The 13,299-nt window shown below is 47.8% G+C and carries 12 protein-coding genes; 11 read left to right on the forward strand and 1 reads right to left on the reverse strand.

The genetic code is table 11. The features are described 5' to 3' along the window. Positions 1–15 precede the first annotated feature (15 nt). From ONT18_RS08075 to miaA, 11 genes are all read left to right on the forward strand, one after another. Positions 16–1,002, forward strand: a complete 987-nt coding sequence (locus tag ONT18_RS08075; protein WP_264904833.1) for a PhoH family protein — start codon at positions 16–18, stop codon at positions 1,000–1,002. Between the two features lie 114 nt (positions 1,003–1,116). Then, positions 1,117–2,067, forward strand: coding sequence for a phosphoribosylaminoimidazolesuccinocarboxamide synthase (locus tag ONT18_RS08080; protein WP_264904835.1), 951 nt, complete (start codon positions 1,117–1,119; stop codon positions 2,065–2,067). 11 nt (positions 2,068–2,078) lie between these two features. Beyond that, positions 2,079–2,813 carry a bifunctional demethylmenaquinone methyltransferase/2-methoxy-6-polyprenyl-1,4-benzoquinol methylase UbiE gene (ubiE, locus tag ONT18_RS08085; RefSeq protein WP_118085484.1) on the forward strand — a complete coding sequence of 245 codons (735 nt, stop codon included), beginning with the start codon at positions 2,079–2,081 and terminating at the stop codon, positions 2,811–2,813. 12 nt (positions 2,814–2,825) lie between these two features. After that, complete coding sequence (locus tag ONT18_RS08090) at positions 2,826–3,572, forward strand: shikimate dehydrogenase family protein (protein WP_006847236.1); 747 nt, start codon at positions 2,826–2,828, stop codon at positions 3,570–3,572. A gap of 59 nt (positions 3,573–3,631) precedes the next feature. Then, complete coding sequence (locus ONT18_RS08095) at positions 3,632–4,780, forward strand: AIR synthase-related protein (protein ID WP_006847235.1); 1,149 nt, start codon at positions 3,632–3,634, stop codon at positions 4,778–4,780. Between the two features lie 17 nt (positions 4,781–4,797). Then, on the forward strand, positions 4,798–5,907 hold the full coding sequence (gene prfA / locus ONT18_RS08100; protein WP_006847233.1) for a peptide chain release factor 1: 1,110 nt from the start codon (positions 4,798–4,800) through the stop codon (positions 5,905–5,907). Between the two features lie 55 nt (positions 5,908–5,962). After that, a complete protein-coding gene (gene pyrF / locus ONT18_RS08105) occupies positions 5,963–6,805 on the forward strand; it encodes an orotidine-5'-phosphate decarboxylase (RefSeq protein WP_264904837.1) in 843 nt (280 codons plus the stop codon). Between the two features lie 202 nt (positions 6,806–7,007). Next, positions 7,008–8,042, forward strand: coding sequence for a UDP-3-O-(3-hydroxymyristoyl)glucosamine N-acyltransferase (lpxD, locus tag ONT18_RS08110; protein ID WP_117727580.1), 1,035 nt, complete (start codon positions 7,008–7,010; stop codon positions 8,040–8,042). A 114-nt stretch (positions 8,043–8,156) separates the two neighbouring features. Next, positions 8,157–9,539, forward strand: coding sequence for a bifunctional UDP-3-O-[3-hydroxymyristoyl] N-acetylglucosamine deacetylase/3-hydroxyacyl-ACP dehydratase (locus ONT18_RS08115; protein ID WP_301331972.1), 1,383 nt, complete (start codon positions 8,157–8,159; stop codon positions 9,537–9,539). 15 nt (positions 9,540–9,554) lie between these two features. Then, a complete protein-coding gene (lpxA, locus tag ONT18_RS08120) occupies positions 9,555–10,325 on the forward strand; it encodes an acyl-ACP--UDP-N-acetylglucosamine O-acyltransferase (protein ID WP_022120462.1) in 771 nt (256 codons plus the stop codon). 99 nt (positions 10,326–10,424) lie between these two features. Beyond that, complete coding sequence (gene miaA / locus ONT18_RS08125) at positions 10,425–11,324, forward strand: tRNA (adenosine(37)-N6)-dimethylallyltransferase MiaA (RefSeq protein ID WP_264904841.1); 900 nt, start codon at positions 10,425–10,427, stop codon at positions 11,322–11,324. Between the two features lie 1,045 nt (positions 11,325–12,369). Here the strand turns inward: miaA and ONT18_RS08130 are convergent. After that, entirely contained in the window at positions 12,370–13,068 is a 699-nt protein-coding gene (locus tag ONT18_RS08130; protein ID WP_118415608.1) for an HAD family hydrolase, read from the reverse strand. Positions 13,069–13,299: the final 231 nt, after the last annotated feature.

Here is a 13,299-nt window from a genome sequence, read left to right on the forward strand (position 1 = left end):
TAGAATTAAGACATTTTGATAGAGAAACATATTGTACTCGAAGATATCGATCCAGTGATGTTCTACGGTGTGAACAACGCCCACCTGCAGATGATTAAATCGCTGTATCCTAAGTTGCGTATCGTAGCACGCGACAACGTGATTCGTGTGCTCGGCGACGAAGAGGAAATGGCAAAGGTGGAAGAGGATATTGAGCAGATGCGCAAGCACTTGCTTAAATACAACATGCTCAATGATGAAGACATCCTGGACATCGTGAAAGGAAAACAGACCAAGGCGGACAGCGTGAAAGGCGTGCTGGTATACAGCATCAGCGGCCGACCTATCAAGAGCCGCAGCGAAAACCAGCAGCAGCTGATAGATGCTTACGAGAAGAACGACATGGTATTTGCCGTGGGACCAGCCGGTACCGGCAAGACCTATCTCAGCATCGCCCTTGCCGTAAAGGCCCTCAAGGAGAAAGCCGTCAAGAAAATCATCCTCTCGCGACCAGCCGTAGAAGCCGGCGAAAAACTCGGTTTCCTGCCTGGCGATATGAAAGACAAAATTGACCCATACCTCCAGCCGCTCTACGATGCGCTGGAAGACATGATACCTGCCGTAAAGCTGCAGGATATGATGGAAAAGCACATTATCCAGATTGCTCCGCTCGCCTTTATGCGCGGACGCACACTCAGCGATGCCGTCGTCATCCTCGACGAGGCGCAAAACACTACCTCCCAACAGATTCGCATGTTCCTAACCCGTATGGGCATGAACACCAAGATGATTATCACCGGCGACCTGACACAGATTGACCTTCCACGCGAACAGCGAAGCGGACTGAAGGAGGCGCTCAAGATTCTGGACGGCGTGGAAGGCATCGGAGTGGTGAAGCTGGGACAGAAGGATATCGTGCGCCACAAACTCGTAACCCGCATCGTCAACGCTTACGACAAGTATGACAAGGAGAGAGCGGAAGCACGGGAAGCTCAGAAAGCAGAAAAAGATAATTCAAAATAATCAGAATGAAGAATGAACTGAATGATTCTTTAAAAATAGATTTCATCAAGAATGCAGATCATAAATAAAGCATATCATAAAGTTCAAAGTTCAAAATTCAAAGTTCAAAGTAAAATGAAAGCATTAACAAAGACAGATTTCCATTTTGATGGACAGAAGAGTGTTTACCACGGTAAAGTACGTGATGTGTATGACATTAACGACGACCTCCTCGTGATGGTCGCTACCGACAGAATCTCAGCGTTCGACGTTGTTCTGCCTAAGGGTATCCCTTTCAAAGGACAGGTGCTCAATCAGATTGCAGCTAAGTTCCTGGACACAACTACAGACATCTGTCCAAACTGGAAGTTGGCTACTCCAGACCCAATGGTTACCGTAGGTTTGAAGTGCAAAGGTTTCCGCGTGGAGATGATCATCCGTTCTATCCTCACCGGTAGTGCATGGCGCGAGTATCAGAAGGGCTGCCGCGAGATCTGCGGTGTGAAGTTGCCAGACGGTATGCGCGAGAACCAGCGTTTCCCAGAGCCTATCATCACCCCTACTACAAAGGCTGACGAGGGTCACGACATGAATATCTCTAAGGAAGAGATTATCGCCCAGGGTATTGTTAGTGCAGAGGATTACGCTGTGATGGAGGACTACACACGCCGCATCTTCGCCCGCGGTCAGGAAATCGCTGCCAAGCAGGGCTTGATCCTCGTAGATACTAAGTACGAGTTCGGCAAGCGCGACGGCAAGGTTTATCTCATCGATGAGATCCACACTCCCGACTCTAGCCGCTACTTCTATGCTGACGGTTACGAGGAGAAGTTTGAGAAGGGTGAACCACAGCGCCAGCTCTCTAAGGAGTTCGTTCGCCAGTGGCTCATCGAGCACAACTTCATGAACGAGCCAGGCCAGACCATGCCAGAGATTACCGACGAGTATGCAGAGAGCGTATCCGACCGCTACATCGAACTCTACGAGCACATCACCGGCGAGAAGTTTGACAAGGCTGCAGAGGAAGGCGACATCGCTGCCCGCATCGAGAAGAACGTAAGCGAGTGGCTTGCTGCACACAAGTAAACTATATATAAATGTATAAGCAAGAACAGATTAAGCCCTACGAGGGCACAGGAGACAAGGGCAAGCTGGTAGAGGAGATGTTCGACAACATCGCCCCTACCTACGATACCCTGAACCACCGTCTCTCGTGGGATATCGATAAGGGATGGCGCAAGAAGGCAATCAGGCGTCTTGCGCCCTTCTCTCCTAAAAAGATGCTCGACATCGCTACCGGTACCGGCGATTTCGCCATCCTTGCCGCACAGATGCTACATCCCGACCAGCTGATCGGAGCAGACATCTCGGACGGCATGATGGAGATAGGCAGACAGAAGGTAAAGCAGCTGGGACTGGAAAACACCATCTCCTTTGCCAAGGAAGACTGCCTCAACCTCTCGTTCCAGGACGAGAGCTTCGACGCTGTAACCGCAGCCTTCGGTATCAGAAACTTCCAGAACCTGGATCAGGGACTGAAGGAAATGTGCCGGGTACTGAAAAAGGGCGGACATCTCTGCATCGTAGAACTCACCACGCCGGTCAGTTTCCCGATGAAGCAGCTGTTCAGCATCTACAGCAACACTGTCTTGCCGATGTATGGCAAACTCATCAGCAAAGACCAGAGCGCCTACAGTTATCTCAACAAGACCATCGAGGCATTCCCTCAGGGCGAGGTTATGATGGAGGTGTTCAAAAAGGCAGGATTCGCAAAGGCAGAGTTCAAGCGACTCACCTTCGGCATCTGCACACTCTATTTCGCAACCAAATAAAACAAAAATATTATGGACAAGTATGGACTCATAGGTTACCCTCTGGGGCATTCGTTCTCAAAAAACTATTTCAACGAAAAGTTTGAGAACGAGGGCATCGATGCCCAATACATCAACTTCGAGATACCTTCTATCGAAAATCTTACCGAGATTCTCGACTCAAATCCAGAACTAAAGGGTCTCAATGTCACCATTCCTTACAAGGAGAAAGTGATCAGCTATCTCGACGTGGTAAGCCCTGAGGCGAATGCTATCGGAGCCGTCAACGTGATCAAGGTGGAGCACAGAGGTGAAGATGTTTATCTGAAAGGATATAACAGCGATGTAATCGGTTTTACCAAGAGCATCGAACCTTATATCGAGCCTTATCACAAGAAGGCTCTCATCCTGGGTACAGGCGGAGCTTCAAAGGCTATCAACTTCGGTCTGAAATCGCTCGGACTGGAAACTGCCTTCGTGAGTCGATACGAGCGTCCGGGTACTATCCAGTACGAAAAAATCACCCCTGAGGTTATCAAGGAGTATAACGTCATCGTAAACTGTACCCCAGTGGGCATGTACCCACACGTAGACGAGTGTCCTGCGCTGCCTTACGAGGCAATGGACAGCCACACCCTGCTCTACGACCTCATCTACAATCCCGACGAAACCCTCTTCATGAAGAAGGGCAAAGAACATGGAGCCACAGTAAAGAATGGCTTGGAAATGCTCTTGTTGCAAGCCTTTGCATCATGGGATTTCTGGCACCAGGAAAAATAAGCATATCATAAAGTTCAAAGATCAAAATTCAAAGTAAGAATATGAGTAACAATAGATATATGATGCGCGGTGTTAGCGCAGCAAAGGAAGATGTTCACAACGCTATCAAGAACATCGACAAGGGTATCTTCCCACAGGCTTTCTGCAAGATCATACCTGATATCTTGGGCGGCGACCCAGAGTATTGTAACATTATGCATGCCGACGGTGCAGGTACCAAGTCGAGCTTGGCCTACATGTACTGGAAGGAGACGGGCGACCTCTCTGTATGGAAAGGTATCGCTCAAGATGCTATCGTGATGAATACCGACGACCTGCTCTGCGTGGGCGCCGTAGATAACATCCTCGTAAGCTCTACCATCGGACGCAACAAGATGCTCATCCCAGGCGAGGTAATCTCAGCTATCATCAACGGTACTGACGACCTGCTCCACGAGATGCGTGAGATGGGTATCGGCATCTATCCTACCGGCGGTGAGACTGCTGACGTAGGCGACCTGGTTCGTACCATCATCGTTGACTCTACCGTTACCTGCCGCATGAAGCGCAGCGACGTCATCAACAATGCCAACATCCGTCCAGGCGATGTCATCGTAGGTCTTTCTTCTACAGGTCAGGCTACTTACGAGAAGAAGTACAACGGCGGTATGGGCAGCAACGGACTTACTTCTGCCCGCCACGATGTATTCGCCAAGTATCTCGCAGAGAACTATCCTGAGAGCTACGACCACGCCGTGCCAGACGAGTTGGTTTACAGTGGTAAGTATAAGTTGACAGATGAGGTAGAGGGTTCACCTATCAATGCCGGAGAGTTGGTTCTCTCTCCTACCCGTACCTACGCTCCTGTCATCAAGAAGATTCTCGACGAGCTCCGCCCTGAAGTTCACGGTATGGTTCACTGCACCGGTGGTGCCCAGACCAAGGTTCTGCACTTCGTAGGCGAGAACTGCAAGGTAGTGAAGGACAACATGTTCCCAGTACCTCCACTCTTCAAGGCTATCCACGACTGCTCAGAGACCGACTGGAAGGAGATGTATCAGGTATTCAACATGGGTCACCGCATGGAGATCTACGTACGTCCTGAGGTTGCCGAGAAGGTTATCGCCATCAGCAAGAGCTTCAACATCGATGCCCAGATTGTAGGTCACATCGAAGAAGGCAAGCGCAGCCTGACCATCAAGAGCGAATTCGGAACATTCGAATACTAAAAATAGAATTAAAATTAATGGATAATAACAACATATTACAGAAGCTAGAAGGCTTAGAGAGCCGATACGAGGAAGTAAGCACCCTCATTACCGACCCAGATGTCATCGCCGACCAGCCACGCTACGTGAAGCTCACCAAGGAATGGAAAGACCTGGGTGACATCATGGACGCACGCAAGCGATACATCAACTGTCTGAATAGCATCAAGGAGGCAAAAGATATCCTTGCCAACGAGAGCGATCCGGAAATGAAGGAGATGGCTCGCGAAGAACTCAACGAGAACGAGGCGCTGCAGCCTAAACTCGAAGAAGAAATCAAGATTGCGCTGGTACCTAAGGACCCAGAAGACGCCAAGAACGTACAGATGGAAATCCGAGGCGGTGCCGGAGGCGACGAGGCTGCCCTCTTTGCAGGCGACCTATTTAATATGTATAAGAAATACTGCGAATCTAAGGGATGGACCGTCAGCGTGACTTCTGTTTCTGAAGGCGCAGTAGGTGGATATAAGGAAATCGACTTCGCTGTAAGCGGTACTGACGTTTACGGTACATTGAAGTACGAATCAGGTGTTCACCGTGTTCAGCGTGTGCCTGCTACTGAAACACAGGGCCGTATGCACACTTCAGCTGCTACCGTGGCCGTATTGCCAGAGGCAGACAAGTTTGAGGTGAACATCAACGAAGGAGACATCAAGTGGGATACCTTCCGAAGTTCAGGTGCCGGTGGTCAGAACGTGAACAAGGTGGAGTCTGGTGTACGTCTCCGCTACCCTTGGAAGAACCCTAACACAGGCGAGGTTGAGGAAATCCTCATTGAGTGTACCGAAACCCGTGACCAGCCAAAGAACAAGGAGCGTGCCTTGAGCCGCCTCTATACATTCATCCACGACCGTGAGCACCAGAAGTATGTTGACGATATCGCCAGCCGCCGCAAGAGCCTCGTTTCTACCGGCGACCGCAGTGCGAAGATCCGTACCTACAACTTCCCGCAGGGCCGTGTTACCGACCACCGTATCGGTTACACCACTCACGATCTCAACGGTTTCCTGGCAGGTGATATTCAGGACATGATTGATGCCCTGACCGTAGCCGAGAACGCAGAGAAGCTGAAAGAAACAGAATTGTAAAACCCCGATTCATCGTTCCGTGCTTCGGGGCGATGAATCATCATATCAATCCATTATGAACAGAAAAGAACTCGTAGAGCAGATTTTCGCCAAGAAGAGTTTCTTGTGCGTAGGTCTTGACACAGATATCAACAAGTTGCCTAAGTGCATCACCGAGAGTGAAGACATCCAGGGCGCAGAAGCCGAAATGATATTCAGATTCAACAAGGCTATCATCGACGCAACAGCCCCATACTGTGTGGCTTACAAGCCAAACCTGGCTTTCTATGAGAGCCGCGGAATCGATGGCATGATTGCCTTCGAAAACACCATCAAGTATCTCCACAACCACTATCCAAACCACTTCATCATCGCAGATGCCAAGCGCGGCGATATCGGCAACACCAGCAAGATGTATGCCCAGACATTCTTCGAGGAGTACAATATCGACTCTGTAACCGTAGCTCCTTATATGGGTGAGGATTCAGTCAAGCCATTCCTCGAGTATGACGGCAAGTGGGTTATCCTCCTGGCACTTACAAGCAACAAGGGTAGCCACGACTTCCAGCTCACCGAGGATAAGGAGGGCGAGCGCCTCTTCGAGAAGGTTCTCAAGAAGAGCCAGGAATGGGGCAACGATGAGAACATGATGTATGTAGTAGGCGCTACACAGGGCAAGATGTTCGAAGACATCCGCAAGGTGGCTCCTAACCACTTCCTCCTCGTACCGGGCGTAGGTGCACAGGGTGGCAGCCTGCAGGAGGTTTGCAAGTATGGCATCATCAAGGACTGCGGCTTGCTCGTCAACTCTTCCCGCGGCATCATCTATGCCAGCAACGGCGATGACTTTGCTGAGGTAGCAGGTCAGAAAGCTAAGGAGTTGCAGGCTGAAATGGCAGCAGAACTTGCTAAGTTATAAAAACTCGATTTAGGCGCAAAGTATCTTGAAAAAGAGGCTTTGCGCCTAAAAAATACCCTTTTATGGGGCGAAAAAGCAAAATATTACAAAATAAAGTCGAGAATCTAAATCTTTTTTGCTATTTTTGCAAACAAATTGCGGTTACCTAAAGGTAATGATGCCTTGGGAACCTAAATAAAACAAACTAGAAGTCAGATAAATTATGGAATTTACCGCTCAACAAATAGCCCAGTTCGTTCAGGGCCGTGTGGAAGGTGATGAGAACGCAACAGTCAACACCTTCGCAAAAATCGAAGAAGGTAAGGAAGGTGCTATCTCGTTCCTTTCTAACCCTAAATACACTCATTATGTTTACGAAACCAAGTCAAGCATCGTACTCATTGATGAGAACGTAGAATTGGAACACCCTGTCAGCACAACCCTCATCCGTGTGAAGAATGCATACGAGTGTGTGGCTAAGCTCCTGCAGATGTACGAATCCATGAAGCCTAAGAAGACCGGCATCGATCCGCTGGCTTTCGTATCTCCAAAGGCTAAGGTGGCTGAAGGTGTATATGTAGGTGCTTTCGCATATATCAGCGATGGTGCAGAGGTAGGCGAAGGTAGCCAGATTTATCCTCATGCCTACATCGGAGAGGGTGTGAAGATTGGCAAGAATGCACTCATCTATCCGAACGTTACCGTATATCACGGCTGTAAATTAGGCAATAACGTTACGCTTCATGCAGGTTGTGTAATCGGTGCCGACGGATTCGGATTCGCTCCAGGTCCTGAAGGTTACGACAAGATTCCTCAGATTGGTATCGTTACCATCGAAGACGATGTAGAGATTGGTGCCAACACTTGTGTAGACCGTTCTACAATGGGTTCTACTTATGTTCGCAAGGGCGTAAAGCTCGATAACCTCGTACAGATTGCCCACAATACCGACATCGGCGCCAATACCGTGATGTCTTCTCAGGTAGGTGTAGCAGGCAGTACGAAGGTAGGCGAATGGTGTATGTTTGGCGGACAGGTGGGTATTGCCGGTCACATCACTATCGGCGATAAGGTGTTCCTCGGTGCCCAGAGCGGTGTTCCAGGCAGCCTCAAGAGCGGCCAGCAGCTCATCGGAACTCCTCCTATGGAGCAGCGCGCTTACTTCAAGTCACAGGCTATCTTCCGTCGTTTGCCTGACATGTACAAGGAACTCAACGACCTGAAGAAGCAGATTGAAGAATTAAAGAAAAACAATTAAAAATAATAAGGCACGGATGACACGGATGACGCGGAGGCTAACGCCACTAAGGAATCCGAAGAAAACGCAGAGAAAAAAATCCGTGTAATCCGTGCCTAAAAAATGAATATAATTATGTCAAAACAGAAGACACTGAAAGGTAGTTTCTCTCTTTGCGGAAAGGGTTTGCATACAGGCTTGAGCCTCACCGTAACTTTCAATCCTGCACCAGAGAACACCGGTTATAAAATACAGCGCATCGACCTCGAAGGCGAGCCTGTTATCCAGGCTGTAGCTGAGAACGTTGTTGAAACACAGCGCGGTACCGTACTCGGTAAGGGCGATATCCGCGTTTCTACCATCGAGCATGGTATGTCAGCACTCTATGCCCTCGGCATCGACAACTGTCTCATCCAGGTAAACGGTCCTGAGTTCCCTATCCTCGACGGTTCTGCTGCTCCGTATGTAGAGAAGATCCAGAGCATAGGCATCCAGGAGCAGAATGCTGAAAAAGACTACTACATCATCCGTCATAAGATTGAGGTGAAAGATGATAACGGGTCTGTCATCACCATCCTTCCTGACGAGGACTTCAGCATCACAGCCATGTGTTCTTTCGAGAGCAAATTCATCAACAGCCAGTTTGCTACCCTCGAAAAGATGGAGACATACGCAGAGGAGATTGCATCAGCCCGTACCTTCGTTTTCGTACGCGACATCATGCCTCTGCTCCAGGCTAACCTCATTAAGGGTGGTGACCTGGACAATGCCATCGTTATCTACGAGCGCCAGGTAGAACAGGCTCAGCTCGACCAGCTCGCCGACCATCTCAAGGTGCCTCACATGGATGCCAACAAATTGGGTTACATCCAGCACCGTCCATTGCAGTGGGAGAACGAATGTACACGTCATAAACTGCTCGATATCATCGGCGATATGGCACTCATCGGCAAGCCTATCAAGGGCCGCATCATCGCTACGCGTCCAGGCCATACCGTAAACAACAAGTTCGCCCGCCTCATGCGCAAGGAGATTCGCAAGCACGAGATTCAGGCTCCTATCTACAATCCTAACGAGGAGCCAATCATGGATAATATCCGCATCCGTCAGCTCCTGCCTCACCGCTACCCTATGCAGCTGGTCGATAAGGTCATTGCTATGGGTCCTAACAGCATCGTAGGCGTAAAGAATGTAACCAGCAACGAGCCTTTCTTCACCGGTCACTTCCCTGAAGAGCCAGTGATGCCAGGCGTTCTCCAGGTAGAGGCGATGGCACAGTGTGGCGGTCTGCTCGTATTGAACCAGCTGGAAGAGCCTGAGCGCTGGAGTACTTACTTCATGAAGCTCGATGATGTGAAGTTCCGCAAGAAGGTGGTTCCAGGCGATACCCTCCTCTTCCGTGTAGAACTCCTCGCACCTGTACGTCATGGCATCAGCTCTATGAAGGGCTACATGTTCGTAGGCGACCAGGTGGTAGCAGAGGCTACTTTCACAGCACAGATTGTTAAGAACAAGTAATAATAAAATAGAAATATGAATCAGATTAGTCCATTAGCGTTTGTTCATCCAGAGGCAAAACTCGGTGACAACAACATTATCGGTCCTTTCTGCTATATCGACAAGGACACCGTTTTGGGCGATAACAACGTATTGCAGAACAGCGTTACCATTCACGTGGGCGCTCGCATCGGCAACAATAATGAATTTTTCCCAGGCGCCAGCATCTCTACCAAGCCTCAGGACTTGAAGTTCAAGGGCGAGCAGACAACCTGCGAGGTTGGCGATAACAACAGCATCCGTGAGAACGTTACTATCTCTCGTGGTACAGCCTCTAAGGGCAAGACCGTAGTAGGCAGCAACAACCTCCTGATGGAGACCGTTCACGTGGCTCACGACTGCGTGCTCGGCAGCGGCTTGATTATCGGCAACTCTACCAAGTTTGCCGGTGAGGTGGTAGTAGATGACAACGCCATCGTCAGCGCCAACGTTCTCGTTCACCAGTTCTGCCATATCGCAGGTTACGTGATGATCCAGGGCGGTTGCCGTTTCTCGCAGGATATTCCTCCATACATCATTGCCGGCAAGGAGCCAACCCGCTACTGCAGCATCAACCTCATCGGTCTGCGCCGTCGCGGTTTCAGCAATGAGACCATCCAGAACATCCACGAGGCTTACCGCCTGCTCTACAGCAAGGGTATATTGAAGGAAGGTATCGAGGAAATCAAGAAGAATCTTGAGGTTACCAAGGAGATTCAGTACATTATCGACTTCGTAGAGAGTTCTCAGCGAGGCATTATCCGATAAAAGTAAAAGGGTAAAAAAGTAAAAAGGTAAAAAGAGCATCCTTGCATAGGTTTATGAAACGAGCAAGGATGCTTTTTTCTTGAATATAAAGAATGATATATGAAAACATTGATTGTGGTTTTAGGTCCTACCGGTGTAGGTAAAACGGAGCTTTGCCTTTCACTGGCAGAGCATCTCGCTATACCTATCATCAATGCCGACTCCCGCCAGATCTTCGCCGAACTCCCTATCGGAACCGCAGCCCCTACTGCCGAACAGCAGCAGCGGGTAAAGCATTATTTCGTAGGAAATCACCACATCGAAGACTATTACAGCGCTGCCCAATACGAGGCTGATGTGATGAATCTCCTGCAGGAAGACATCTTCAAGAATCACGATGTGGCGCTGCTTACAGGCGGCAGCATGATGTATATCGATGCTGTATGCAAAGGAATCGACGACATCCCTACTGTTCGTGACGACATACGCACTTGGATGAAACAGCGTCTGGAAGAGGAAGGGCTGGAGGCACTGGTAGAAGAACTCCACAAGATGGATCCGGAGCACTGGGCGATAGTAGACAGGAAGAATCCACGCCGCGTGGTTCATGCCCTGGAAATCTGCCATCAGACTGGCAAGACTTATACTTCTTTCCGCACAGCCGAAAAGAAGCAGCGCCCTTTCCGCATCATCAAGATAGGTCTGAACCGCGACAGAACTGAACTCTACGACCGCATCAACCAGCGTGTACTGATGATGATGGACGAAGGTCTGGAGGCAGAAGCACGCAGCGTATACCCACAGAAGGGACTCACCTCGTTGAGAACCGTAGGCTACAAAGAAATGTTCTCCTACTTTGACGGCGAAATAGACCGCGATGAAGCTATCAGACAAATCCAGTCGCACAGCCGTGAATACATGCGCAAGCAGCTTACCTGGTTTAAGCGGGATACCACTATCCAATGGTTCCATCCAGAACAGCAAGAAGAAATCATCCGATTTATTGATGAAGAGATATAGACATAATCGCCCGATAGCATATTCATTTTTGTTGTTAGAAATATAGTTGAGATTCCATAATATTACATGGAATTCTCTGGAATCAGATTTGAATTCTGGTGCTTTATAGCCCATGAACTTTTCAAAATGCTCGTGTTCTTTGATGATTTTCTTCATACCTTATAAAATCAGCGTCTTGTTTGATGCAGAATTCTAAATAATTGGAGGTAAAAATGAAATAAGCTTCATGTGCTATCGAAACAGGCTTCATGTGCGATTGAAACAGGCTTCATTCGCCATTGAAGCCTATTTCATTTGGAACAGAAGAAAGCCAACTCAGTAGTCTATGTTATTTCTGTCAATATTTATAACCAAATTTTGCATACTGGTAAACTTGGAATCTAGCAACGAAAATAGGGAGTTTTGGGCATCTCGAATTCTCTATTTTTTGTTTCTAATTAAGCGAATACCCTATAGTTGTACAACTATAAAGTTGTAGTCGTACGACTATATAGGCTATAGTCGTACAACTGTAGAGTTATAGTTGTACAACTATAGGGGTTATAGTCGTACAACTATAGAATTCCTATTTTAGCGCTATTAACCAACAAATCCATAATTCCTTGATTATTAACATATTACCATTTTCTTCCATATTTTCAATATTCACAAAGAAATAAGAATCGTTTGAAAATACGAGAATCTCAACAAGGGAAATGTATAAAAAATAAAACGACCCGCACATTTGAGCATCGTTGAGAGGCTTGGCGGGTACTGGTTCTGCAAAGGTACGAAGATTCTTCGAAACCAGCAAATTTTTGGGGAGAAATTTTAATTTCGCATGCAAAAAAGTATAAAGCATTTACAAATTAAGCAACTCCGCCCCCATGCGGTAATTCTTTGGCGATAATCCGGTATGCTTCTTGAAGAAGGTGCCGAAGGATGAGGCATTCGGCACAGTCCATTCGTTGAGACTTTGGTATCACTGAAAGATGAAGAAGGAGAAGAATAAAAGTATTATATGAGTATTTTATAAGGGTTTTTAAGACCCTTATAAAATATCGAGTTATAAGATATCGAGAAGTTCCTCGAATCTTGAAATACGACGGAGCTTGGGATGTTCAAATTCCTCTGTCTTTTCATGCGCCCATGTGGTATGAAAAGGGATATGGACAGCCGAAGCTCCGATTTTTAATGCCGGAGCAATATCACTCTTGAAACTGTTACCCACCATCACCAGCTCGTCGGGAGTTACATCCAGTTCCCTGCAGAGACGATGATAAGCCTTGGGCGTCTTGTCGCTCACGATAGTCACCACATCAAAATACCGCTGCAGACCCGAACGCCATAATTTATTCTCCTGATCCATCAACTCACCCTTGGTGAAGACTGCAAGCTTATATTTCTTCATCTCACGGAAACAAGCCAAGGTTTTCTCTACCCCTTCCAAAGGCTTGGCATCAAGATGCAGGAGACTCTTACCCAAGTCCACAATTTGGGCGATGACATTCGCCTCCACCTTACCATGACTCACCTTCACCGCATTCTCTACCAGGGATATGGTGAAAGCCTTGCAACCATAACCCAAATCAGCCATATTTTTACTCTCCGTCTCGAAGAGAGCAGCAGAAATATCCTTTTCCTTTCCATATTCCGCAAGCAGCTCGCAATACTCATGCTCCACGTCCTCGAAATAGTTTTGTAATGCCCAGAGCGTATCATCGGCATCGAAGGCTATCGCCTTGATATTCTTCAGCTTTTCCATACTTTTCATTTTTTTAGTTGCAAAGTTAATGTTTTTATCCGAAAAGGAAAACAAATTATTCTGCTTTCTTTTGCATATACCAATATTTTCCGTAACTTTGCCAAAAATTCAAATAAAGCAACAATATGAAATACCCTGTAAACTACTCTTTTAGATATATAATAAAAATCGTTGGAGTATTTAGGATATGTCTTCAGAGAATATAGGTTCGTCAGTCGCATATCAACTGAT

The sequence above is a fragment of the Segatella copri genome, from assembly GCF_026015295.1.
GTDB classification, from domain to species: domain Bacteria; phylum Bacteroidota; class Bacteroidia; order Bacteroidales; family Bacteroidaceae; genus Prevotella; species Prevotella copri_C.

What these genes read in the sequence shown, in the direction of transcription:
- lpxA (WP_022120462.1), top strand. Translation starts at nt 9,555, where the DNA reads ATGAATCAGATTAGTCCATTAGCGTTTGTTCATCCAGAGGCAAAACTC.
- ONT18_RS08115 (WP_301331972.1), top strand. Translation starts at nt 8,157, where the DNA reads ATGTCAAAACAGAAGACACTGAAAGGTAGTTTCTCTCTTTGCGGAAAG.
- ONT18_RS08080 (WP_264904835.1), top strand. Translation starts at nt 1,117, where the DNA reads ATGAAAGCATTAACAAAGACAGATTTCCATTTTGATGGACAGAAGAGT.
- prfA (WP_006847233.1), top strand. Translation starts at nt 4,798, where the DNA reads ATGGATAATAACAACATATTACAGAAGCTAGAAGGCTTAGAGAGCCGA.
- ubiE (WP_118085484.1), top strand. Translation starts at nt 2,079, where the DNA reads ATGTATAAGCAAGAACAGATTAAGCCCTACGAGGGCACAGGAGACAAG.
- ONT18_RS08095 (WP_006847235.1), top strand. Translation starts at nt 3,632, where the DNA reads ATGATGCGCGGTGTTAGCGCAGCAAAGGAAGATGTTCACAACGCTATC.
- lpxD (WP_117727580.1), top strand. Translation starts at nt 7,008, where the DNA reads ATGGAATTTACCGCTCAACAAATAGCCCAGTTCGTTCAGGGCCGTGTG.
- miaA (WP_264904841.1), top strand. Translation starts at nt 10,425, where the DNA reads ATGAAAACATTGATTGTGGTTTTAGGTCCTACCGGTGTAGGTAAAACG.
- ONT18_RS08130 (WP_118415608.1), bottom strand. Translation starts at nt 13,068, where the DNA reads ATGGAAAAGCTGAAGAATATCAAGGCGATAGCCTTCGATGCCGATGAT.
- ONT18_RS08090 (WP_006847236.1), top strand. Translation starts at nt 2,826, where the DNA reads ATGGACAAGTATGGACTCATAGGTTACCCTCTGGGGCATTCGTTCTCA.
- pyrF (WP_264904837.1), top strand. Translation starts at nt 5,963, where the DNA reads ATGAACAGAAAAGAACTCGTAGAGCAGATTTTCGCCAAGAAGAGTTTC.